At 43.2% G+C, this 24,264-nt stretch carries 24 protein-coding genes, 1 tRNA gene and 3 pseudogenes; 4 read left to right on the forward strand and 24 right to left on the reverse strand.

Features of this window, described 5'->3' with window-relative positions; genetic code table 11:
• The first annotated feature begins 39 nt into the window (after positions 1-39).
• Positions 40-645, forward strand: coding sequence for a transporter (locus tag DXE44_RS07295; RefSeq protein ID WP_114653855.1), 606 nt, complete (start codon positions 40-42; stop codon positions 643-645).
• A 277-nt stretch (positions 646-922) separates the two neighbouring features.
• Here the strand turns inward: DXE44_RS07295 and DXE44_RS11425 are convergent.
• From DXE44_RS11425 to DXE44_RS07350, 10 genes and pseudogenes are all read right to left on the reverse strand, one after another.
• Positions 923-1,749: pseudogene (locus DXE44_RS11425) on the reverse strand (ion transporter).
• A 5-nt stretch (positions 1,750-1,754) separates the two neighbouring features.
• Entirely contained in the window at positions 1,755-2,213 is a 459-nt protein-coding gene (locus tag DXE44_RS07305; RefSeq protein ID WP_197712864.1) for a potassium channel family protein, read from the reverse strand.
• A 37-nt stretch (positions 2,214-2,250) separates the two neighbouring features.
• On the reverse strand, positions 2,251-2,655 hold the full coding sequence (locus DXE44_RS07310) for a translational machinery protein (RefSeq protein ID WP_114653857.1): 405 nt from the start codon (positions 2,653-2,655) through the stop codon (positions 2,251-2,253).
• A 55-nt stretch (positions 2,656-2,710) separates the two neighbouring features.
• Positions 2,711-2,977, reverse strand: coding sequence for a DUF1488 family protein (locus DXE44_RS07315; RefSeq protein ID WP_114653858.1), 267 nt, complete (start codon positions 2,975-2,977; stop codon positions 2,711-2,713).
• An 87-nt stretch (positions 2,978-3,064) separates the two neighbouring features.
• Positions 3,065-3,883, reverse strand: coding sequence for a spermine/spermidine synthase domain-containing protein (locus DXE44_RS07320; protein ID WP_114653859.1), 819 nt, complete (start codon positions 3,881-3,883; stop codon positions 3,065-3,067).
• Positions 3,884-3,919: 36 nt separating this feature from the next.
• Entirely contained in the window at positions 3,920-4,654 is a 735-nt protein-coding gene (locus DXE44_RS11045; RefSeq protein WP_269460679.1) for an amidohydrolase family protein, read from the reverse strand.
• Positions 4,611-5,660: an amidohydrolase family protein gene (locus DXE44_RS11050; RefSeq protein WP_114653861.1), complete on the reverse strand. Its 1,050-nt coding sequence runs from the start codon at positions 5,658-5,660 to the stop codon at positions 4,611-4,613. Before DXE44_RS11050 ends, DXE44_RS11045 begins: the two co-directional genes overlap by 44 nt.
• A 164-nt stretch (positions 5,661-5,824) precedes the next feature.
• Positions 5,825-7,083, reverse strand: a pseudogene (locus DXE44_RS11430) (amidohydrolase).
• A 42-nt stretch (positions 7,084-7,125) separates the two neighbouring features.
• Entirely contained in the window at positions 7,126-7,530 is a 405-nt protein-coding gene (locus tag DXE44_RS07345) for an amidohydrolase family protein (RefSeq protein WP_114653864.1), read from the reverse strand.
• Between the two features lie 167 nt (positions 7,531-7,697).
• Complete coding sequence (locus DXE44_RS07350) at positions 7,698-8,363, reverse strand: hypothetical protein (RefSeq protein ID WP_197712865.1); 666 nt, start codon at positions 8,361-8,363, stop codon at positions 7,698-7,700.
• Positions 8,364-8,542: 179 nt separating this feature from the next.
• Here DXE44_RS07350 and DXE44_RS07355 point away from each other — a divergent pair.
• Positions 8,543-9,178: pseudogene (locus DXE44_RS07355) on the forward strand (nitroreductase family protein).
• Between the two features lie 23 nt (positions 9,179-9,201).
• Here DXE44_RS07355 and DXE44_RS07360 read toward each other — a convergent pair.
• The 11 genes from DXE44_RS07360 to DXE44_RS07405 form a co-directional block, all read right to left on the reverse strand.
• Positions 9,202-9,852, reverse strand: coding sequence for a cupin domain-containing protein (locus tag DXE44_RS07360; RefSeq protein ID WP_114653865.1), 651 nt, complete (start codon positions 9,850-9,852; stop codon positions 9,202-9,204).
• Between the two features lie 116 nt (positions 9,853-9,968).
• Complete coding sequence (locus tag DXE44_RS07365) at positions 9,969-11,273, reverse strand: lipase family protein (RefSeq protein WP_114653866.1); 1,305 nt, start codon at positions 11,271-11,273, stop codon at positions 9,969-9,971.
• Positions 11,274-11,332: 59 nt separating this feature from the next.
• Positions 11,333-11,521: an amidohydrolase family protein gene (locus tag DXE44_RS11055; protein ID WP_162785901.1), complete on the reverse strand. Its 189-nt coding sequence runs from the start codon at positions 11,519-11,521 to the stop codon at positions 11,333-11,335.
• Positions 11,442-13,001, reverse strand: coding sequence for an amidohydrolase (locus DXE44_RS07375; protein ID WP_114653868.1), 1,560 nt, complete (start codon positions 12,999-13,001; stop codon positions 11,442-11,444). The genes DXE44_RS11055 and DXE44_RS07375 overlap by 80 nt, the downstream gene beginning before the upstream one ends.
• Before the next feature lie 178 nt (positions 13,002-13,179).
• Positions 13,180-14,289 carry a linear amide C-N hydrolase gene (locus DXE44_RS07380; RefSeq protein WP_162785902.1) on the reverse strand — a complete coding sequence of 370 codons (1,110 nt, stop codon included), beginning with the start codon at positions 14,287-14,289 and terminating at the stop codon, positions 13,180-13,182.
• A 98-nt stretch (positions 14,290-14,387) separates the two neighbouring features.
• The gene (locus DXE44_RS11060) at positions 14,388-14,513 is read right to left on the reverse strand and encodes a hypothetical protein (RefSeq protein ID WP_269460680.1); all 126 of its coding nucleotides are present in this window, start codon (positions 14,511-14,513) and stop codon (positions 14,388-14,390) included.
• Positions 14,514-14,570: 57 nt separating this feature from the next.
• Complete coding sequence (locus tag DXE44_RS07385; protein ID WP_114653870.1) at positions 14,571-14,939, reverse strand: patatin-like phospholipase family protein; 369 nt, start codon at positions 14,937-14,939, stop codon at positions 14,571-14,573.
• 18 nt (positions 14,940-14,957) lie between these two features.
• Entirely contained in the window at positions 14,958-15,488 is a 531-nt protein-coding gene (locus tag DXE44_RS07390) for a twin-arginine translocation signal domain-containing protein (RefSeq protein ID WP_114653871.1), read from the reverse strand.
• A gap of 156 nt (positions 15,489-15,644) precedes the next feature.
• Positions 15,645-16,100 carry a hypothetical protein gene (locus DXE44_RS07395; protein WP_114653872.1) on the reverse strand — a complete coding sequence of 152 codons (456 nt, stop codon included), beginning with the start codon at positions 16,098-16,100 and terminating at the stop codon, positions 15,645-15,647.
• A 155-nt stretch (positions 16,101-16,255) separates the two neighbouring features.
• A complete protein-coding gene (locus DXE44_RS07400) occupies positions 16,256-17,317 on the reverse strand; it encodes a linear amide C-N hydrolase (protein WP_114653873.1) in 1,062 nt (353 codons plus the stop codon).
• A gap of 66 nt (positions 17,318-17,383) precedes the next feature.
• Positions 17,384-18,088, reverse strand: a complete 705-nt coding sequence (locus DXE44_RS07405) for a MarC family protein (RefSeq protein WP_114653874.1) — start codon at positions 18,086-18,088, stop codon at positions 17,384-17,386.
• Between the two features lie 141 nt (positions 18,089-18,229).
• Here DXE44_RS07405 and DXE44_RS07410 point away from each other — a divergent pair, with 141 nt between their 5' ends.
• Positions 18,230-19,666 carry a sensor histidine kinase gene (locus DXE44_RS07410; protein ID WP_231970620.1) on the forward strand — a complete coding sequence of 479 codons (1,437 nt, stop codon included), beginning with the start codon at positions 18,230-18,232 and terminating at the stop codon, positions 19,664-19,666.
• Positions 19,614-20,321 (forward strand): response regulator transcription factor, encoded by a 708-nt coding sequence (locus DXE44_RS07415; RefSeq protein ID WP_162785904.1) that lies wholly within the window; start codon positions 19,614-19,616, stop codon positions 20,319-20,321. Before DXE44_RS07410 ends, DXE44_RS07415 begins: the two co-directional genes overlap by 53 nt.
• A gap of 140 nt (positions 20,322-20,461) precedes the next feature.
• Here DXE44_RS07415 and DXE44_RS07420 read toward each other — a convergent pair whose 3' ends face one another.
• From DXE44_RS07420 to DXE44_RS07430, 3 genes are all read right to left on the reverse strand, one after another.
• Complete coding sequence (locus tag DXE44_RS07420; RefSeq protein WP_162785905.1) at positions 20,462-22,294, reverse strand: carbon-nitrogen hydrolase family protein; 1,833 nt, start codon at positions 22,292-22,294, stop codon at positions 20,462-20,464.
• Between the two features lie 354 nt (positions 22,295-22,648).
• Complete coding sequence (locus DXE44_RS07425; RefSeq protein ID WP_114653878.1) at positions 22,649-24,034, reverse strand: FAD-binding oxidoreductase; 1,386 nt, start codon at positions 24,032-24,034, stop codon at positions 22,649-22,651.
• A gap of 146 nt (positions 24,035-24,180) precedes the next feature.
• Positions 24,181-24,257: transfer RNA gene (locus DXE44_RS07430), tRNA-Ile, on the reverse strand.
• Positions 24,258-24,264: the final 7 nt, after the last annotated feature.

Here is a 24,264-nt window from a genome sequence, read left to right on the forward strand (position 1 = left end):
TATAAAAGATATAGAAATGCACATTAAAATCGCCAGACTATGTTTAGGATTAAAAATCTCCTCATGCTAATGGCTTTTGGGCCAGGTTTAGCTTGGGCGATCGATTTACAGCCGAACGATATTGTTGCCCCTGCACCCAATAAAAACTACTTAACTTTGAGTTACATCAATTCAGAGAACACCACTCAATACAGAAACGGCTCCGCGCTACCTGGCAATCCAGTGATTGGTACGCAAAGCGCAATTTTGCGTGGCTCTCGCACCTTCAATATCGGTGACTTGCCTGCAGTCAGTTATCTACAGTTACCTTATGGAGCGATCAGTCCCGCCGGATCTTTTGCGAGCGCACCTGGCGATACCGGCATTGGCGACCTCAGCTTTGCTACAGCGATCTGGCCCTATGCCAATAAAAGCACCAGAACCTATTTGGGAATAGCTGGATATCTCATTACTCCAACAGGAAGCTACTCCAGCCAGAGAGCCTTTAATCTTGGTGAAAACCGTTTTCGAACAGACTTGCAGATCGGTTTTCAGACTCCAATCACTTCAAACGTCGATGGCATGATTGCCGTAGATACGATGTGGTTTGGTGGGAATAGTCAGTGTGGAGCAGCTTGCGGACTCAGTACCAACGGCGCTCCTTAAGCCAAAAACCTCTCACCACCACACAGCTTGGCCCAATCTATCGTATCAACCAAATCTTTACTGTTGGTGCCTCCTATTTTTATGTAGCAGGAGGCGCAACCTCAATTAATAACAGCTATCAAAATAATGTGGTGAACACCTAAAGATTTTTGCTAAGCGGTCAGGCGCACACACCTATTGGAAGATTCTCCCTGCAATACGGCAGAGATATGGAAATCAAAAATGGGTTTGTGCAGACTCGAGTACTCGCAATAAGACTCGCGAAAGAGTTTTAAAGCTATCTTGTGGGTGGTAATGGGGAGCCGCAAGAAGAGCAATAGTGATCCTCAAGGCCATATCCATCGCGCATACAAATTAAACAGGCACGATCACCATTTGCTCGATGCGCCCTTTTTGTATAAGACATTTCTGCTGTAACAATTCCGGTGGGTGCTGCTAGAGTTCCCCAGCCCATTAGCATCATGAGCAAGGCAATTAACTTACCCAAATCTGTTTGTGGGGTGATGTCACCAAAACCTACCGTGGTCATTGTGGTGATCGCCCAATAGATCGAAACCGGGATGCTCGTATAGCCATGAGCTGGGCCCTCAACCACATACATCAATGTTCCCATCACCATCACCACCATGAGAACAACAGATAGAAAGACCAAAATTTTTCTTCTGCTAGCTGCCATCGCATCAGCTAGATGCTGATATTCAGACATGTATTGAGTCAGCTTAAAGATTCGGAAGACCCTAATGAGGCGCAAAATTCTGACATCAATTAAGGCGTGCAACTCTGGGAAGATTAAAGCTAAATATGTTGGCACGACAGCAAGAAGATCGATGATGCCAAAAAACTGGTGATGTATTTAATACGATTCGGGGCAGAGTAGATTCTGACAAGACATTCCACCGTAAAGAGTCCCGTAAATACCCACTCAAGAAACGAGAGCTCTGTATGGAAGTTTTTCGATACCGACTCGATGCTATCCAATACCACCACAAATAGGGAGAGTAGTATGGCAAAAATTAATACCTGGTCAAATCGAAGACCTAAAGGTGTGCTCGTCTCAAAGACAATTATTCTCAGCTTTTCTTTGAAGGAAATTTGTCTAGGCATTTTGTCTACTCAGCCCCATTCGATCTAGATGAAGTCCAATACTTTTGCATCTCGATAAAGAGAAATGAAGCAGACCAGGTGATCAGGATGAAGCCTGTGAGAGCCTCTACTCCAGTCAAATAACGTAAGTAGCCTTGTGCCACGATCTCACCATAGCCTAATGTCGTAAAGGTAACAAATGACAGGTAGGCGCAATCTAATAACATGCCATGGCCTGAAAGCTCCCCAACGAGTCCACCCATAATAGGGAACTGCAAGGTAAAGAAGTAACCTAAGGCAAATAGCCAGATCTCCACCACGTGCGCCATGAAGATGGCGCCGACCCCTATTAGCACCCGAAAACGCGGTGCAATGTGGGCTAGCTTGGGGAGCAGCTTATCAGGCTGAAAAAGGGCCTCGTAATGCAAGAGGATCGCAATAAGTGCTAGAGATCCATTGATGACGAAGGCAGTAATGAGCAACATCGTTAAATTATCCCCCATTTTCAGGGGGATAAAAACATCAACCAGTAATAACGGTATCGCCTTTTAGAGCATCTACTTTGGCAAAGTACTTTTTAGCGTAAGCCAATAATTGCCCATTGGTAGGATGATCTACGGTTTCAATACCAACTACCTTTTCAGCAATAGTGTGATCGTGTTTAGCGGCATGCTTCATCAAATCCAATTTTGCAGAGCCAGGGCCCACAATCAAAATCTCTTTAGATTCCATCACCGCTTGAATCACTTCATGTAAGTAATGCTGATCTGGTTCAGCACGTGCGCCACTGACAGAGCCACTTTTGTGATGAACATTCTTATGAGTAGATCTAGTCTTAATGACTTCGCTCTCACTAGCAGCGGGGTTGAAGTAAATAACGTGCGCCTCTTGATGATCTATCCAAATTACTGAGTGATTAAATGACATACTTTCTCTTTCAAATTAAAACAACAAAATATTAAATACAGTAGACCAGGAATACTTAATCTAGAACTAAGTCATGACTAAACACATGTACTGCGTCATCTACTGCATGACCGGCTAGAATTTTATTTTCCGCAATCGATAAGAGCTTTAGCTGATGATTCTGGAATAAACGCAAAGAATCCTTTTCGACTCCATCTGAATCCAAATCTTGCAGCGCTTCAAAGCTAAAAATACACTGCATTGGCTTAGCATCAAGTAATGCCGGAAATGCCACATTACCATTCTCTAATAGGCTGGCAGGGCCAATAAACTCAAGCTTCATTATAAGACTCACTTTATTTAAAAATATACAAATCGCTTTCTTACTGTGGTCTTATTTGGTGTGAAAGTGTTGATATATATCAAAGATCTATCTTTCGCACTCAGAATGAGTCAAATTTCTTTGTAAAAGAAAATTCTGCGCCGTTCTAGGAAGATGAATTTCATGGGATTTACTGAGCTGGGCAGATCGACGCAATAAATCCTCGGCCGATATCTTTAATGAATCCCCTTTACAGACAAAGAGAATTTGATTCATCCGATCATCCTCCATGACTGCGATAGATTGATATTCAAAAATGCGATCAATCCTCTCCTGATAAACCTGATTTAAGCCTGCAGCTCCAGACAAATTAATAGCCATGATTCCGCCTGGATTCAAAAACGCTAAGCAGCTGGCGTAAAAGTCTTCACTACAAAGCTGGGGCGCTTGCCCTGACTTGGTATATCCATCAATGAGCAAAACATCAAATGATTCCTCAGTATTTCTGAGGTATTCGGCGCCATCCGCCTTAATCACCTTAAAACGTGCATCGTTATCAGGGATGTGGAACTGATTCTTTAGCGCCATGACCTTGGCATTATTTTCTAGCACCAGGATGGAGGATGCAGGCAAATGATGATGGCAATACTTAGCAAGAGATCCGCCACCTAAACCAATCATGGCAATACTCTTGGGGTCAGGATGAAAGAGGAGGAAGCCCATCATGGTCTCGGTATAGCTGACTACCAAGCGCATGGGTGCCTGCATATCCATCAGGCTTTGAGTGGACTCACTATCAAAATAGAGCGCCTTGAACTTCCTGCTCTCAACGATATAGGGCTCACCCTGAATACCATCAAACCTTTCTTTTAATTTAGAAAGGCTCTCCTTGAGATTTTGCATTCCAGATGACGGGATGTGAGACATCCCTCATCATAAAGCCCCACCATCAAGGATTACGTACTAGTTTAGGGGTCTGGGTTTCTTAGTTTCTGAAACGGGAATCACCTTGCCACCCAAGATAGTTGCGAGAACAGAAACATTTTTAATATTGTTCACAGGAATTGTCTGCGGGTCAGAGTCAAGGATAGCGAAGTCAGCAAACTTACCAGTCTCAATAGTCCCAACTTTGTCTTCTACCCCTAGGGTGTAGGCGGCATTAATCGTAATCATCTTCATGGCGTCTGATGCCGTGACAGCTTCAGCGGGAGCCCAGACTTTGCCGTTGTTATAGACATCCTTACGAGTAACTGCTGTCCAAGCCTCTTTTAAAGGGGCAGGCGCCGATACCGGTGCATCAGAGCGAATAGAGGTCACGATGCCACTTTTAACTAAAGTGCCCAATCTTGTTGCATAAGATGCACGATCCATTCCAAGGGCCGGGTATTCCAAATTGGCGCGCTCAGAAATATAGGACATATTGGCACTCACAACCGCACCAAGCGCCTTAATCTTCATCACCATTGCTGTCGTTGGAATTCCAAAATGATTGATGGTGTAACGATGGTCAAAGCGGGGTTTTGCATCAATCATGAGTTGCAAAGCATTGATGGAGTGCTGGTTACCAATATCTCCATTGCTATGGATATGAATGTGGAAACCGGCGTCCCACCATGGCCTCATGGTGTTAGCAAACTCTTGTGATGACTTGAAATTAGAAGAGCCTAAGGTGCCATTGGTATAGCCTGGGTGCTCCATGCGCATCGTCTCTGGAAGATAACCCCCCATCGCTATAAAACTTCACACCTTGAAAAATGAGGCGATCGTTATCTTGTTGCTTTAAATTCTGAGCTTCAGCAATGGCCTTATCTCCATACTTCTGAATAAATGGCTCTGCATAAACCACTGGGACAAGACGTAATGCAGTATTGGGAGATTGGGTATATGCCTTGGAAATCTTGGTTTCCATGTCAATATTCATAGTGCCAAATGCCAAATCTCCCGATGTCGTAATGCCAGCCTGCTGCATCAAGTCATTGATATACATAAAATCATTTGGAATCTCATGTGGCTTCAGAATATCTTTCCCTGCAACTTTGAGAATGTATTGCATTGCTGCAATCTCTAAAAATTGTCCATTTAACTGACCATCTTTATCTAAACCCACACCTTTGATATTTTTTACCTGATCTGGTGTGATTCCGTAGGACTTAATAAATGCACTATTAACGTACATATCATGGCCGGAGATATCCCACACAATAATCGGCCTTGTTGTTGATGCTTGGTCTAAAAGCTGGCGATCAGGCTGCTTTCCCATTGACACCGCGTCATACCCCCAGGTCAGCAGAGTCTCATTGGGGTCCTTGATAGGATCCGAATACTTCTTTAACTGCGCCATTGCAGCCGGCAGGGTTGGCACACCAGGAAACGGTGCACCCCATGGATTGGGCATTGGAGATGATGTTAGTAGTGGCTTATTAAATAGAATGCCCGCTAGCAAAGGATGAGCATGTGGCTCAATAAATCCTGGATACATTACTTTGTTTGCGAATTGGCGGTCAATTTTTGTTGGGTATTTATCTGTCCAAGGCTTCATATCTTCCAATGAGCCCACCGACAGAATACGGCCATCAGCTATAGCAACTGCAGTGGCATTTGGAATCGCAGGATCCATCGTCACAATTTTCTTAGCCACAAAGACAGTTACTTCAGAAACCTTGGGGGTTGATGGCGGATCAATCAGTTGAACAGCAGAAGCCATTCCTGAAACAAGCCCCAGTGCACATAAATAAATAATTTTGATTTTAGATTCATAAGAACTCCATCAGCCTCTTCATCTCAGATGAAATAAATTCTCATTAATTTGAGCAAAAAGAAACACCCGCATCAGCGAGTGTTTCTTTTACAAACTGTATTGATTAGGACTTACTTAAGACTCACCCGCTTACCATCAACCCAAGTTGCCTTGACTTTGATATTACGAATTTCTGCAGGTGGTGTCTTACGTGGATTCTTCTCCAATATCACCAAGTCAGCCCGCTTGCCGACTTCTAGGCTACCAACAAGATTGTCAGCAAAGATTTGATATGCGGCATCGATCGTAATCGCACGAATCGCATCATCAACCGAAACGGCTTGGGTTGATCCAAGCACTTTCTGCGGAGGCAGTTGCCATAAGCGTGTTACTTCTTCGCTCACATAGTTCAAGGGGCCAACATTAGAAACTGGCGAGTCACTATGCAGCGTAAATTTACCGCCCGCACGCTTAAAGTCTCCTGCCGGATCGATACGCTCAGCGCGCTCAGACCCAATAATATGGTTATTAAACGCTGCGCCCCAGTAATCAACGTGGCCGATAGTAAAGCTTGGTATCACACCCAATTTGACTGCTTTTGTAACGTGATCTGGATGATTGACCGTGAAATGCTCAATACGCAAACGACGCTCTTGCGGCTTAGGATTACCCGCCAATAATTTAGCGTAGCTATTCAGAGCCTGATCAATTGCCTTTCACCATTGGAGTGAGAAGAAATTTGCCAGCCTTGATCAAAGTATGACTTCATAGATGCATAAATATCAGCATCCTTATAGTTGAGTGAGCCACTCCATTTACTATCTTTGGGATAGCTATACGGCTGATTGAGTGCCGCAGTTAAACCCTGAGTAGAGCCGTCGGTAATATATTTAATACCGATGAAGCGTAACTTATCGTCCCCCTCATTCGGCTTAATAGCCTTATACCCAGGCGGCAAAGTCTCGCTGAATAAGTATCCACGAACTCGAATCGGTGATGCATTCTTTGCAAAAATAGCTTTATAAATAGCTACTTCTTTATCAACACCAAAATTACCACCAACACTCATATCGGAGACTGTTGTTACTCCAGTGGATGCCATTTTCTTCATGGTGCCTTCAATAGCAGCAAACAATTGCTCTTCTGTTGGGTTTGGCATTTTGGTCATAAATGGCAAATAAGTTGGTGGCTCCACTAACTTGCCAGTGAGCTGACCCTTTACATCTTTCACATAAATACCGCCGCCAGCAGGATTTGGAGTTTTGCTTGTAATACCGGCAAGCTCTAAAGCCTTGTGATTAACGTAGCCGATATGTCCAGATTGATTGACGATAAAAATGGGGACGGTCGTTGATACTTTGTCCAAATCATCGGCAGTGAGTTCTGCCATAAATGGCGTTGTACGTGATGGATCAACACCAAAACCAAATAATCAACCACCAGTAGGCACATCCTTTAGTCCTACTTTCATTTTTTGAATTAAAGTTTCTTTAGTGTCATAAGGCAAAGTGAAGTTACTTAAATTCAATCCTAAGCCCTCAAAGACTGCAGTCACCATGATGTGCACGTGAGGCTCTACAAAGCCCGGCATCAGTGTTTGGCCTTGCAGATCAATGACCTTAGTATTGCCAGCCTGCCACTCTTTGGTAACTGCATCTTTAGCCCCAACAGCAACAATCTTGCCATTTTGGACAGCTAATGCTTGAACTTCTTCGTTCTTCGCATTAACGGTAACGATAGGGCCGCCATAAAAAATAGTGTCGGCATTGCCTTTAGCAAAGGCAAGGGCACAATGAGCCATCAATAATGTGACTAGTAATTTTGGTGCAAATTTCATACTTATTTCCTTGATGTAAATAGCGATTATTTGAGACTTACTTAAAATTTGAATGTCACTGCTACTTGTGGGCCCTGCATAGTGGTCTTTTGCAATACGCCACCATCCTTCATATCGTAGTAGAGTGCGCGATAAGTTAGCGAAGCATCAACCAAGCTACCAAATGATTATCCTACGCCGGCCATTACCTGCCATGTTAGGTTAGTAGTGCCTCCACCGCTACCAATATCAGCATACGCAGGGATATACCAACTAGAGTCTGCAATACGGTAGCGCCCCTTAGCGCCAATAATCGGATCTATCGTAGAAGTCGTTTTAGAAATAGACTCCTTTTCAGTTGTACCAACGAGGTTACCAAAAAGCGTAGCGGTAACATTAATTGATCGTACGCCAAGTAAACCATCAACGTAGGCATCTTTCGTATTAGCTAGCGTATAAGTAGCAGCACCAGTTAAAACAGTCTGCTGCAAAGTAATTCTGTCTGCAACAGTAGCAGCTCCACCCGACACTGGAATTGAACCTGAGTTTTGTAAGGTAGCTGAAATGAGGTCGCCCATAATCCCCCAATTACCTTTATGCGCCTCCGCTGCGATCATGCCGCCAGACTTCAGGTTGCTAAGAACATCGCTAGAAGTAAAACCCGCAGATTTAGCAATGCCGTTATCAAAATTCATAGTGCCTTTGATACCGGTAAGCCAAAGATAAGGGGTTACTTCAAAGCGCCACTCATTTGAGGCCCTGGGAATTGGAGAGACTTCTTGGGCAAGAGCAAAACTTGAGGAAGCCAGTAGTGCGAAGATCCCAAAGAAAGCATTAAAGATGGGATTTTTCATAAGGGGTGAATAATTCAGAGTCAATTAGGAAGGTGATAAAAATAACAATCATTATTTTAAAGGGCTTTACCTATTTAAAGGCTTATTGGAAACCCCAATAATGGTGGTGACTCTGCAATTAAACCTAGCCTCCGCTAAACTCATTTGAAACAACCATACACAGCCTAAAAGGATGAAAAATGAGCTTAATTGATAAATTACAGTGGCGCTACGCGACCAAAAAGATGGATGCCAATAAGCTGGTTCCAGAAAGTAAGGTCGAGCAAATTCTCGAGGCTATTCGTCTGACTGCAAGCTCAAGCGGACTGCAGCCCTACGAAGTGATTGTTATTACCAATAAAGATATTCGCCAGAAGATTAGAGCAGTTGCTAATGATTAGTCTCAAGCAACCGATTGCTCCCATTTACTCGTTTTTGCTGCATGGAATAACTACACCGCAGACCGTATCAATGCTGCCTTTGATATGACTGAATCCATTCGTAACTTTACTAGCGAATCTGGCACCGCATATCGCCAAATGCCCCTTAAAGCATATCCAGCTAGAGACGCTGAAACAAACTTCACCCACGCTGCTAAGCAGGCCTATATTGGTTTAGGTGCGGCTTTAATTGCTGCAGCCTATGAACAAGTTGACCGCACTCCTATGGAAGGTTTTAATCCAAGCGCAGTTGATGACATTCTGGATCTACCTGCCAAGGGCCTACGAAGCGTGATCTTGCTTCCCTTGGGATATCGTAATGCCGATGAGGATTGGCTTGTCAAACTCAAAAAGATACGGAGAGTGAAAGAGCAATTCATCTCTTGGATTAAATAATGCAATATCAGTTTGCATTCAATCTAGATTAAATGCCCGGTCTTAACAAAGATCGTGCAACCTTCTTTACTAAAAGGTTGATGCAAGCTCATATGAGGACTGCGAATCCATGAACCAGCTGGATAGCGTCCATGCTCATCCTCAAATACGCCATCGACTACGAAAATCTCTTCGCCACCATAATGCTTATGTGGGTTGAAGTAAGTTTGAGGCGCCCACCTAACTAATGTAAAGCCCACACCCTGCCTCATCAGAGGCATTACGGTTAAACCAGGCACCATCCCCTGAAACCATGGCGCAGAGTGGGTATCGACAATCTCGCGCTCAATCTGCTCAGACCCCAAGTGTCGTAACTTTACAAAAAGAGTGCAGCCATTCTCGCTAAAAGGCGCATGAGATGAGCCAGGAGGATTCATGATGTAGGTCCCGGCTGGATAGTTGCCAGTCTCATCACTAAATACCCCATCCAACACCAAGATCTCCTCTCCAAATTCATGGGTATGGACTGGAAACTTCGCTCCGGGTTCGTATCTAACGATCAAAGTAGCTCTCGCCACCTCATCGCCCTGTCGATCAAGCATGCGCCTCTCAACACCCTTTATGGGGCTTGAGGCCCATGGCAAATCATGATGATTCAGTACTACACGCTTACTGTAGTCAGAATGAATATCCATAAAAATCTTTTTAGTAATTAATGATTGGATATAAGAATAACAATGGAACAGAATTGCTGCTCAAAAGAGAAAAAACCACCCGAAGGTGGTTTTCTTGCTTATGAGAATTACTAGACCTACTTTTGAGGGCAACTATTCGCCAATGGTTTTCCAGCCATGCGGTCTTTGACCCACTCCAGATACATGGGCGCTGAGACGCCAGGCGTTGAAAAGTGCGTTTGCTCTCCTGGAAGCTGAACTCTGCCGATATTTGCCCCCATGGCGCACATCTGCTTTTGATAAAGCTCATGCATGATTGGAGGAACCGCGGTATCTTTAGTGCCCCAGTAAATCACAACTGGTGCTATTGGTTTTACCGGTTTCACACTGCCAGCAATAAACGCCTTAACCCACGCTAAAGAGTTGCTTGGCTCAGACTTCAATAGTGATTTGTATTGATCCCCATAAGCATAGCTAAAAGTATCTGCCAGTACATGCATGCATTTATTGCTGGATAGCTTATCAACAACCTTTACACCCTCATCAGTCAATACATCGCTTAGTTTTAGATGAGGATATGCAGCTTGAGCGCCCCAAAGCCCCATTACATAATGGGCAAATAAGAATACATTCGGAACATTGGCTTGCGTAAACTCCTTCATGAGCTTCTTTGCCCCAGCTTCATCACTTGGAACTACTGGCAGCATGGCTGCAACATCATCTGGCGCCAAGGCAACATAACCAAGATACTGAAGATTATCCGCAGCAGTCCCTTTAAGGGCCTGATAGTCCAGTAAGCTTGCAGCAGCAATAGTAGCTCCACCACCCTGTGACCAACCATATACAACGGTCTTTTTACCGGCTGCCACTTCTTTCATGGAGCTAGCTGCCCTTGCGGCATTGATAACGTCTCTACCATTTGTGCCAGCAACCGCATATTGATGCTTGCCGCCACCACCTAAGCCTTGGTAGTCAGTGGCAACAATCACATAGCCTTCTTTAATAAATTGCTCCACATTAGGAATGCCGTAATCCGTCCAAGAGTTGCCATCCATTAAAAAATATTCATTCAAAGGGGCTGTTGGATCAATCACTTGAGATGGTCCACAATTTTGAGCAGAGCCTGTTGTCCCATGAGCCCAGGACATAATGGGTCTACCTTCTTCTGGGGCAGCCCCATTAGGCGCAATGATGGCCCCGGTAGCAATCGTCTTACGCTCGCCAACATCAGATGAGATGTAAGCGATTCTCCAAGCTTGTGCGCCTTTAACAGAAGTTTCTATCTTTTCCCGCTTGACTACTTGCCCCAACTTACCCTCAGGAGCCATTTTCATTACAGAAGAATAAAAAGGCGGCATTGGTGGATCAGCATAAACAGCAGCGGAGAAAATGCCGAGAGCTGCGCTAATCGCAATAAGTGAAAGACGTGTAATTTTTTTCATGATCCAGGGAAATAAAAAAGGTATAAGTTCAATACTAAACGACAACTTTACATACTAAATTAGGGACGAATATACAGATCTTTACCATTTTTAATCGTCTTCACAATCTGAATATCTTTAATCTCCATTGGATCAATCTTCAAAGGATTGCGATCAAGCAGCACCATATCAGCAAGCTTTCCAGCGGTGATACTGCCCTTTGATCCCTCTTCCTTGTATTGATAGGCGGGGCACAGAGATAAGCGCACGAAGAGCAAGATACGGGTCGATACGCTGATCGGGGCCCAAAACTCCCCCTCCATAGATATTACGGTTTACAGCGGTCCCAATCGTAAACCAGGCGCTTGGGCCAGATGAGGGGGTGTCATTATGAATACCAAATTGCATCCCTTTTGTATGAGCCAAATTGAGCGGCACCATATTGCTAGCCCTCTCTTCTCCAAGAATTTTTCTATACACATCACCATACATCCAAATGTGATTAGGCATAAATTGAGGAAGGATCTTATTAGTCTTGTATTGATCTAACTGATCATCGCGAATAAAGAATGAATGGGCAATTAATGTTCTGCGATCTTCAGTAATGCCTGTTTCTTGAATTGCTTTAGTAATCCCAGCATCGCCGTTGGAATAGCCGTAATACTGAATATTCTTTTCGTAGGCTAGCTTTGCATAACGATTAACTAAATCCTGAGTGGCGACAGCCATACCACGCCAATCTTTTGGGAAGCCCGTAGTGTCTGCATAGGGTTTCGTGAAATACGCTAAACGTAGCTGTGGTGCGCCATCAGTAGAAACCAAAATTCCAGCAACCTTAAAACCACCATCGCCTCTTGTATAAATACCAAATGGATAGTTTTGGTTTGTTTCTAGTAATTTATCAACCACATCATAAGTTGGCAGTGCAATCAGATCCAGGCTAATCACATTGCGATCAACTGCTTGACGCATATTGCGAATATCCTCAAGTGTAGTTTCATAACTCTGTGCAGTCGTAAATCCATTAGAGGCATAAATCTTTTCGGCTTTGCGATAAGTTTCCATCATTAAGTCTTGGGAAGACTTACCGAATACCTTAGCGGTTGCACTGATATTGGGACTGCCAATCAATTCACCGGTAAGTTTTCCTGTTTTTGGATCGACAGGAATTATCCCTTGCACAACTTTGGTGGACTTAGTAATTCCTAATTTTTTCAAGCCTGCTGAATTCACAATCCCCGTCAAGGTAGAAATGTTATTAACAAATACCGGTTGATTGGGAAATGCTTCATCCAATTGTGCAATTGTCAAAGGCCCATCAGTTAGGAAAGCATCTGCATACTCGGCCCCAATGATCCAACCATTAAATGGGCGAGTCTCAGCTTTCAATCGACCTATTAACTCTTGGGTTGTATGAGGAGGCTTCTTTGAAAAATAACCCAGATTAACGCCCAAAGTATTTTGAGCAATTAAAGTAAAGTGGCCCCAAGCATCAATAAATCCCGGAATTAAGGTTTGGCCTTTTAAATCCTGGATATCTGGATTAGCCCCAGCCTCATTTAAAGCCTCTTGCATATTACCGACATAAGCGATCTTCTTACCCTTAACCACAACCGCTTCAACATACTGTGGCTTATCACCCTCCATCGTCAGAATGTCACCATTGAAATAGATGCTTGCGCCACTAGCCAATGCATGGGTAGCCATCAAATACAAGAAAGCAGGTAAACCTATTTTGAGGATTTTCATGATTGAATCACTAATTAGTGGATAGGGAGTTCAGTTGGGCAAGACTGCAAAAAGCAGGGCTAACCAAAAAATGGATGACCCATTATTACAAAAAGCGAGCCTTAGCCCAACAAAAAACCACCCGCAGGTGGTCTTTTTCATACTGAATAAATCAATTACAGAAGATTAGCTCAGGAAATTAATTGACTGGAACCATCAATTTTGGTTGATCCAACTTTGTGTACTTAATTTCTTTTGCATTTACATCCATCTTCTTCATATCAAAAGTATAGATATTAGTGTTTGCATACATTTTGACGTTGTAGGTCATGCTCTTGTTGTTTGCAACAACAACCCACTCGGTAGTTTCATATCCACCTGCGCCACCACCATAAGGATTGCTAGCTGGCAATGTGACTGACCCTGGAGGAATATCAAAGCTACCTAAAATATGCCAGGCTGCAGAATCCATTTCGGCAGTTGTAAAGGTCTTCGGAACTGAATCAGCTAAGAAGAGCGCACGAATAAAGCGGCTAGGACTCAAGTAATCCCCTGGAAGGCCATGCAAGCCATTGCCAGAGCTGGGCGCTGGGAACACGACGCCACCAATAACTCGCGGCGCTTGCTCGACCTTAGAGAGATTCGAGTAGTTATCAATATTATTGAGATGATTTTGAAATGGCGGATCATTTGTCATTACGCCTACTGGGTTATCAGCAAGCACCAACTGCCCTTTGATGTACTCAACTACTACACTTTTTCCGGCAGCATCATGGAAGGTGAAATGCGCAGCAGGCACTTGATTGCCATAGAACCCAAGCTTTGCGCCATTCACTTTGAGGCTGCGTAAGCCAGCCTTAATCTCATCTACCGTTGAATAATTGGTCAGCACGTAAGTCAGCAACTTACTTGCGTTGATGCTATTCGCTGAGTCTGCTGGAGCAACCACTGGAAAGGATGCGGTATTTGGGAAATTCAGAAGTCCAGCACTTAAACCTTTTTCATTCATGCCATCAAATAAGATTGGCTGATTGAGCCCATTCATTCCTGCTGCGGCGTACTTGGTAGTCCAACTCATTCCAGAGCCATATTTACCATCAGCTCCAATGCCCTTAAATTGATAGCCTCTGGGAATGGACGTCATCTGCGAGCCCAACTCCAAACCAAACTCCATAGAGCGACCATAGACGGTGCCGCCATCACTGCCTTTAAGCAAGAAGCTGGTGCAAGCATTACTTGTCAGAGGGGCAAATGCCAAAGTAGCAGAAACCGAAGCAGCCACTATTTTTTTAATCATTTTTTGTTTCACTAGAACTCCTTAGAACAGATCAAATTCATATTGAAAGCATAGCATTGATGAGGCATCGATAGTTGTCAGCCACCAAGGAAACTTCAACCCATCAGAATCTAAGCGGACATCCAAAAACGTTTCATCTCTGGGAGATCTTGCATGCCCCGCTCATACCCATACTTGATGGCTGGCTCCATAATTTCTGGGTCTACAACACTCATGGTTTTCCTACCTGGCAACATACCCACCACTACTAGTTTAGTTTTGGTTCCGCCCGCTTCCAAATCTTTTACTTCTTGCTAAATCGTATTAGGCAAATGATTCAAACGCAGACCTTCTTTTTCCTGCTGAATCGTATCTGCTAAAGCAACGACGAGAGCCCTTCTTGATCCAGCCACAATATCGCAATGCGTTTCTGTCGATCCAATACTTCCATCCATACAAACACGATCTTTTACCCATGTAGGTCCAGTAACACCCGGTGCGGAAGCGCTGGCAGCACATGCGTCAATCACAGATACGCCCGAATCCGGAGCAATCACTAAACGCTCAGCGGTGTAGCAATCTATGGTGGTGATATACATTTTTTTCGGGATGGTCTTCATGTCACCCAGGAATACTTTAATGTTTGTTTGAAACTTGTCAGATGGAATTGATCTTGCAGCCATCGCTGCATGACCAATCGCCTAGATAGTATCAGGATTACCATCCTTAGCATTGAGACCCATCTTCATTACCCGCTCTTGGCTGGGTGAGAATTTCTTGGTTGGAACTAACTTGGCCATGATCTTTGGATAATCAGCTAATAAATTAAATTCTGCAGAAAATAGATCTAGACGGCTACCCAATAAAGCGCTGCCCAATACTGCACCTGCCGAGGTGCCCACAACGATATCAGCCAAGCGAAGATCAATGCCATTTGTCAGCATGGCATGAAAATAGCCAACTAGAAATGAGCTCATGTATTCAGAGCCACCACCCAAAACGATTGCCCGATCCTTGCCTTTTCCTGGAGGATTTTTATACGGTATAGGATGCGCTAGGCCATCATTCCAACCTGAGGTCGTTTTCTGAATTTCTTTAGCCTCTAATGCCCTGACCTCGGCTATCGTTTTCTTTGACGGGGCTGGGGATTGTGAAAATGCCTGAGTGCTTGCGACAGCGGCAACACCCGCGGCAGAGGATTTTAAGAAATGACGTCGAGAATGTCGATGCATGGTAGCCCAGTTAATAGTTATCCTAATAACTATCTTTATATCAAAACTTTCTTGATGTACTGGAATCCCTATCCCTCGAAAAGTATCTGCACCCTGCTTGGATACCTTAAGGCGACAATAGAAGAAGACTTAGGCATTTTTTCCTAAGTTATTAAGCTACTTTATAAATTTGACTGCTGCGCCTGATGCTGGCATCCAAAGAGGGCCGTTTAGTGAGCCAGTCATCACAACAATCACGCCTTTACTATTTTTGTAAGTAGCAATTTCATTACCCTCACCCGGATTAATGCCGCCGCCAATCATAAAGAAAGGACTCTCAAATTGTGAGAGATCTTTCATTGCGTAAATAATTCCATTTGCTTTTAAAGTAGCTGAGCCAAAATTATTCCCCATTGTTAATGCTTGCACTGTAAATGGGTAATCCTTACCCTGAAATGTAAGGACTCCTTTAGAAGTTGGCAGAGCGGTTTCACCCGAGTACATTGGGAGGGCTTTTACCTCCAGGGTAAAAGTGCCTGATGCAGTTAAAACTGGATCCGCCGCAGATGCACTGCCCCAAATAAACCCAAGAGTAAAAATAGGGGTTATTAATAATTTGACTATATTTTTCATATTGTTAAATGCAGGGCAATTTAGATCGGAAAACTATAGCAGATATCAACTTCAAAATCCCGCATACAAATGAAGATGAGAGCATTGATGCTCCTCATGGTACTGGCCAATTAAAAAGCCACCCGAAGGTGGCTTAATAAATAAATAAGCTAGATTTACTTATAAAACAAAGTAAAAGCATCGGCCCCAGCCTGATCAATCTCATATGTATTGATCGACTTTAACTCCTTCACATCATTGAGTTTGTTCAAATCAATCACTGACCAATTTAATGAGTTGATGGTGCGAACAAAGAAAAGATTTCTAGACAAATCTTGTAGGAACATGACCCAAGAAACTTCCGACGATTGGGCATCCCCTCTAGGACCATCACCTTCTCCACCTGCACCATCAACAGTAAGATCGTAAGGGCGATCAAAATTGTTCATGATATGGCCCAATGTAGTAATGGCTTCACCTGGAGTGTTGGCCTTACGAACATAATTTGCGTAAAAAGCGGCTTTAACAAATCGACCAACGGATGTCTGGGAAGATGGCAATGCAGTTAAGGCAATACCAGCATCAGTAGAGTTAAGGTTAAGCTTACCGAGCTGCCCAGTATTCTGATCCAGATTAGAGAAGGTGTAGTTATTCAAATTCTCTAAATGCCATGGAAACTCTGGTTGATTTGTCATGACATTAACTGGATTGTCGTAGACATTTAATTTGCCATGCTGGAATTCAATAACAATTGCTCCGCCATCTTTATCAAAAACCCCAAAGTGCTCAGCATAAGGAGTATTTCCAAAATACGTCACCGGGGGTAGCCAAAATTCTGTTTCCCCACTCAAAAATGCTGCTTTAGTTTCAGCAGCAGTCTTAAAGTTAGCCAAAATCCACGTTCCAAGATCGGCAACTGAAAGTATTTTTGAGGGATCGTTGCCAATAGCTGGGCCACTTGATTTTGTTAATGTATTTGAAGAAAAAGCGAGTCCCTGGTTATTTTGCCCATGAAACACTGCAGGAGTTTTGGCAGTGAGGATGGCTTCACCTACAAACGCAATAAATGGATACTGAGTAGCAAAGGTTTTACCTTGCTTCCCATCGGGTGTTGATGACTCGACGGTAGTGCCTTTAGGCACATAGTTAACCATTGTAGGTAACAAACAGGAATACTCAATTCCACGACCTACATAAGTCTTGCCGCTTGCATCAAACGTCATCAGAGTTGTACACATATTGAAATCCTTTTTTAGTTAAATTTTAGTTACACAATATAAGCGCTCTGGAAGACAGCATTTCCATCATCCAATATCACAAGCTGTTAATGAGCCGCCATCAGTCTCGACAACTCTAGAGCATATCCTGTGACCACCCAGGAAAATTTGTACGCCGGTTGCCAGCAAAATAAATGCAAAAAGGCGCATCAAAACATTGGTTCCATTAGCCCCTAAAAGCTTCTGAATGCCTGATGACTCTCGATAAACCAAATAAATCACAAGTGATGGCGCAAGTAGCGCTGATGTGGCGCCAATTACTGCTGGCATCTCAGCCACAAAATGAAAGTTTTTATCATCCTGTGCTGCTGCGGCTAGTGAAATGGCCGTTGCAATAGATCTAGGGCCAACAGTTAAAGGCATTGTTAGAGGGAAAAAAGCACTACTAGGTGCTGTGGCATCTGTAATCCCAGAAGAAGAATTTGTGTTGTGGTCTGATGCACCTTGTTGATTGAGTAAATTCCAGCCCACCGCTATAACCACCGCTCCGCCGGCAAATTTAAGTGCTGAAAGTGAAATCCCAAAAAATAGCAGCACTTGAGGTCCAATCAACATTGCCCCAAAAAGTAACGCGAAACAATTAATACTGACACTTCTAGCCAGTTTTTTTCTAACATCTTCAGAGCATCCCTGAACCATATTTAGATAAAGTGGCCCATCTCCTAAAGGATTAACAATTGGAAACAGTGCAGCAAAGACTGCTACAAAAGATGCAAAGGCGGTGGAAATCATATTGTTATGGAGCTACTTACACAAAGGGGTATCGCTAAATTAACAGTCCAAACAGGCATGCACTACGTACTTAGGTACAGTCAAGCTAAGAATTGGTCTAGTAGAATGAAATCATCATTTTTCGAACTAGTTACAGTCGCCATGAATGCACTAGCAGCCCTAGGGATAACCTACCTATTCATCACAATATGCTCTGCAAGCATTCTTTATTTTTCATTTAATGGGAAGATTGATGCTTCTGGCAAATACTTCTTTCTTGGTGAATTGAGCATCATCCCCGGAATTATTGGGGTTATCTTGGGTAATTTGAATTCTGTATTCATAGCCTCACCCTTCTTATTCATCATTAATCTCTCAACATGGTCTTCGCATGTATGCGTGCTATTTAGCATTTATGCATTATCGAATAGCAGCAATAATAAAAAATTTATATGGGCCATTGGTGGCGCACTACTCTATGCCTCGATGATTGAATTCGTACGCCAAACAAACTCTTCAGTTCAAGCTACAACCTTATTGGCGAGTATTGCAGATGCGTCTTTTAGTATTTGGACTTATGCAATCTGCAAATATTCCAAAGATACAGATCTCAGAAAGAATCTCTTTTTTACTTGGATTAAAAATATTGAGTTAATGCTTGGTTTATTTACCATCATGCGAATTGCAAGCTGCTTTATGACAGAGACTCCAATTAATGTCCGATTCCCAACCCCAACAATCATTACTTTTTATATCTTTTTCCTAATCCTCAATATATTCCGTTATATCTCTTATCAATCGCTCAGAATTAGTTGGGTAGACAATAGAACCCTCAGCATTAATCCACTAAACAGAAATCTGGTAGTTGTTACCCAAGAAAAAAATAGCTTGTTGCAGGACTTAATCGCATCGAATCGAGTTATCGGGATTGGCGCATTGGCTAGCTCTTTAGCCCACCAGCTCAGCCAGCCATTAACTGCCATTGGTTTACAAACTGAAACCTTGAAGCGCGACCTCAATAATTCAGGCGGAAACCAAGTCGCCGCAATCATGCTGGATAAGATCAATTCACGATTGAGCAAGTTAACTAACCTAGTAAAAAATCTCAGGCAGTTATTTAATACCAATATTCATGATTTTCACAAAGTTGATTTGGCATTCGCTGTAAATGAGTTATTAGAAATCATTGAGCCCACTCTTGAAGCAAAGAAAATTCATCTAAGGAAATCAATCAGCAGCAATATCTCTATTTTGGGTGATGCCATTCAAATTCAACAAGTCTTAATCAATCTTTTCAATAATGCGATCGATGCCATTAGCTCTGCTGATCCTCAGTCTCGTGAGATCAGTATTTCCGTTAGATCTGATGATCAATTTGCACTGATTGACATAGAGGACACGGGTGCTGGCATTGACATTAAAATGCTCCTCACCATATTTGAGCTATACAAGACCTCCAAAAAGGATGGCCTTGGTATTGGTCTCTGGTTATGTAAGACGATTATCAATAAACATCATGGGGAAATTTCTGTATCTAACCGCTCCGATGGTGGCGCAAGATTCACCATTCAAATTCCGCTATCCAAAACACTCTCATGAAAAAAATAGGGTAATCGTCGTAGATGATGATCTTGATGTTCGAGACGGTCTCGAGGCTTGGCTTACTCAAGACTATCAAGTGGAGAAGTTTGACTCGGCAGAATCACTTCTCACAGCTATTCATGACTTTGACTTTGAAGATGGAGTGCCAACGTGCATATTATTGGACTTCCAAATGCCGGGTATGAATGGGGTTGAGCTACAACAAAGACTCAAGCAAATTAACATTGAATTCCCCATCATCTTTATGAGCGACAATGCTCAGCAGTCTGACGTCATTGATGCCTGGCATGAGGGCGCGGTTGATTTCATACTAAAGCCATTTATTCCAGGGAAAATTAGCGATTCCCTGGAAAAATTATTTGTTACAGCCCATAAAAATAAGGAAATGATTAGGTCATCTGAAGACAATCAGATTCAAATTGAGCTACCCATCACCCAAAGAGAGGCCCAAGTTCTCCTTCTATTAGGAAAAGGGCATGAGCAACAGGAGGTTGCGGAGATTTTGGGTTTATCACTTAGAACGATAAAGATGTATCGTACTTTTTTGAGAAATAAGCTCAATCTTCACACACTCATGGAGTTGGGCCGCTATTGCGACAAGCATCGGTCATCCATTGAAAAATTAGCAATGTTGAAACAAGCATTTGATTAAGCAAGCCCAGAGAACGCAATGACGGGTGGTATAAACGCCAGCCAGTCAGTACAGTTAAAGCCAGATTTCTGGTTGTTGCATCAAACCTAGCAGCAAATAAAAAGCGCTGTTACCTAGCCTTTAGCGTATTAATCTCCAAATTACTTATAAAGACCCTTACAAATAATGGGGCTAGTAGAGTTCTTTTGCCACTCTTGAAAGCAAGCATTATCTTTGGGTAGAGTTAATGGCAAAGCCGCCTGCCAGATTCTCTCAACAACCTTTTGTTGCTGATTGGTCCAAAGATTTTGATTTTGGTTGGTTGCAAAAACAACCTGATGTGCAAGCTCTTTATCTTTTGGAGCTATGTTGGGTGGATAGAAGCCCTCCTCAAGAACGAGTGAGTACAAAGCACTTTGGCCTACATCACCATGGGCGCCATTGACGTAGTTGGCAACCAAGGTAAATGCTTGAGAATGCTGTGCCATTGAGAACCAAATGAACATACCTTTATTGGACTCCTCTGGTATCAACCCCTTTGGAATCTTGACATCACCGCCGTAGTCTTTTTGGTTATAAGCGACTGGAACGAGCAATAAGTTAGCGCGCTTCAACATATACATGTCAGTCACCTCTGGAATGTGTGCCTCATCATTAAGGACTACACCAATACGCCCAATCGGTGAATTGAAAACAGGCAATTCATTACCAGCAGTTGCCCATGTCTTCTCAACTTCATTGAGATGGGATTTTCTATAAAGGCCAATCTGCTTACCCGTGAAATCAAAAAGGATGGCAGTCTCATAGTACTTTCCATCAGCAACTTCAGGCATGCTAAAAAGTAAATTCACTTGATATTTTTTTGCCAAGTTAGCCGCTATGTTGTAGCTCTTGCCATTTAATGGCTCTGCAAATTTAGCCACATTTTCCTTGGTAATAGTTTCATTACCAATGAATGAGTTAAATGGCAGGACAGCTAGATTAAGACCTTGCCCAAGGATTTTTTCATCAATCAACCGATCAATTACTTTCGAGTTTTCTTCAACTGCACCTGTCTTAGGCTCATACTGAACCAACACCGCAGAAACCTGTGCCGAAACATTGTTCACATTACTATCATGAGTTGGTCGATAGAAGTTGTAATCCGCATATAACTCAGGACGACGAGTCTTCAACCAAAATTCACGCTGTGGATTTGACTTGCTTGTATTAATGGTGGCGTACACAACCTTAGGCTGCTTAGGATCTGTGAAGTTTGTCGCTGATGCCGATGCAAGTACGTTACCCTGAGCACCCCAGATGGATGAGCCCCCAGGACCGATCAGAGTCATCTCCATAACCTTATCGACGCCACTTGAGTCTGCTCCCACCACATTAATACCAATCCAACCTGGCAAAGTTGCCATAGATCCTATGGTGGTGTGATTATCACTGCCGCCTGCTTCACTTTTAGGGTTGTATAAAGATGCGGTTAGATAAGCAATGATGTCTGCATTTCTGAGTGCAGGCAACAAAAGAGACTGTAATTGAGTGTCGTCGTAACAAACGAGCAGAGCAATTCTTCCAATTGGCGTATCAAATACTGGGAAGCCTAGATTACCAGGAGCCCTCCAAAGATTGTCATCGCCCACAGCCAATTGATGTTTTCGATAATTTCCTTTAAACCCATTAGGCCCAACGATTGCGGCGGAGTTATAAGCTACCCCAGTTGCTGGGTCGAACTCTATGTAGCCCCAGGCAATATAGGTATTATATTTTTGTGCTACCCGCCCAAATGCTTCCGTTGCTTTACCTGGAAATGTATCCATGTTGGGTTTAGCTTCATTAATGGATGGGTAAAGAAATCCTGTACTGGACATTTCAGGAAAAACTACCAGCCTTGCTCCATTTTTGGCAGCAGCTGCAGATATCTCAGACATTTTTGGAATGTTATAGGCCTGATCTTTCGAATGAAAAGATACGGCAGCAACTTTCACCTCTGCGGCATTTGCCACCGAAAGCCCAATTGAGATTATTAAAAGGAGGGTTGAAGTTATTTTTTCATATGGTGATAGCTGTCTCAATAAACATTGGTATGTATTTCAAAATTGACTTTTATTTTCAAGTCAAGAAGTAAATCTTTAAGGATCCTTAATTTCAAGAATAGCTGATGCCAAATAACGGTCTAATTGAAAATTTTAAGCTTATTTTCTTCGGGCATACAGAGCACATAACTTATAGTTAAAAAAGTATTAAAGGCTTTATAGAAAAACCCAAGCTAAATCAATCTGCCCTTATTAATTTACAAGGTATTTAATGGATGGGGATAGAACCGAGTAACCACAGCACTCACTTGAAACTTCAAGTTGTTAAAGAGGTGGAGCGGGAAGCATTTTCCCTGGATTAAGGATGTTGTTTGGATCAAATACTGCTTTGATTGCACGCATGCATTCAATCGCATCGGCACCATGCTCTTCAAGCATAAATTGTATTTTATGCATGCCTACCCCATGTTCACCTGTACATGTCCCGCCCACACTAAGGGCGTCTTGAACAATAAGTCGATTCAATCTCTCCGCTTCTTGAATATCCTCAGCACGATTAGGATCAATGATGATCAAGGCATGAAAATTACCATCACCTACATGGCCTAGTATGGCGCTCTTTAGATGGGATTGATTGAGCATGTCTCGGGCCCGATCAATGCAATAGGCCAACTTGGAAATTGGCACACAAATATCAGTATTGAGGATGCGCGCTCCGGCTTGCATTTGTAAACAGGCGTAATAAGCATTGTGCCTAGCCTGCCACAGCCTGGTACGATCCTCTGGATTTGCGGACCACTCAAAACCACTTCCATCGAATTCTGAACAGATCGATTGAGTATTTTCAGCCTGTTCTTGCACCCCAAGCGGAGATCCATGAAACTCAAAAAATAGGGTGGGCTTCTCCTGTAGGCTCAACTTGGCATAACGGTTAATCGCCGTTATAGCAGTCTCATCCACTAGCTCAACACGCGCAATCGGAATGCCGTATTGAATAATGGCAATAACCGCTTGAACCGCAGCGCTCACCGATGGGAAAATACATGTTGCGGCAGAAATTCCCTCTGGCAAGGGGTAAAGCTTTAAGGTAATTTCTATAATGATTCCGAGGGTACCTTCACTGCCAATGAAAAGCCGCGTTAGATCATATCCAGCAGATGATTTACGTGCACGAGAACCAACTCGAATGGTAGCTCCAGCGGAAGTGACTACAGTTAAAGCTACGACATTCTCACGCATGGTGCCGTAGCGCACAGCATTAGTTCCAGAGGCCCGGGTGGCACACATTCCACCAATACTGGCATCTGTCCCAGGGTCTACCGGAAAGAATAATCCCTGATCTTTGATTTCCTGATTGGGCTGCTTACGCAGTACTCCAGCCTGCACAGTCACTAGAAAATCATCGGGTGAAATTTCTAGAATGGCATTCATTTGACTTAGATCGAGACATATTCCACCATGAATCGGCAATACATGCCCTTCTAAGGATGACCCTGCACCATAAGCTACTACTGGCACATGATGTTCATTGCATAGCTTAACTACACAAGCCACTTCTTCATTGGTCTGGACAAATACTACGGCGTCTGGAGCCAATTCGGGATAAGGTGATTCGTCACGCCCGTGTTGATCTCGCACCGCCTTTGCCATGCTAAAGCGATCGCCCAGAAGGGCTTGTAATTCTGTAATTACTCCCAGAGGCAATAACATCCCAGGAACTCTCTTTCAATAGATTTATCTGTTCTACTGGATATTATCAGCGTTAAATTAGCTCTCACAAGCAAAAACATAAACATTGCTTCAATCAACCTTCAAATGACAAAACCCCCACCATTGCTGATGAGGGTTTGCATTTCTGGTGGGCCCACCAGGACTTGAACCTGGGACCAAAGGATTATGAGTCCTCTGCTCTAACCAACTGAGCTATGGGCCCGTTAGTC

Origin of the sequence: Polynucleobacter necessarius (genome assembly GCF_900095175.1) — a bacterium.
GTDB lineage: Bacteria > Pseudomonadota > Gammaproteobacteria > Burkholderiales > Burkholderiaceae > Polynucleobacter > Polynucleobacter necessarius_I.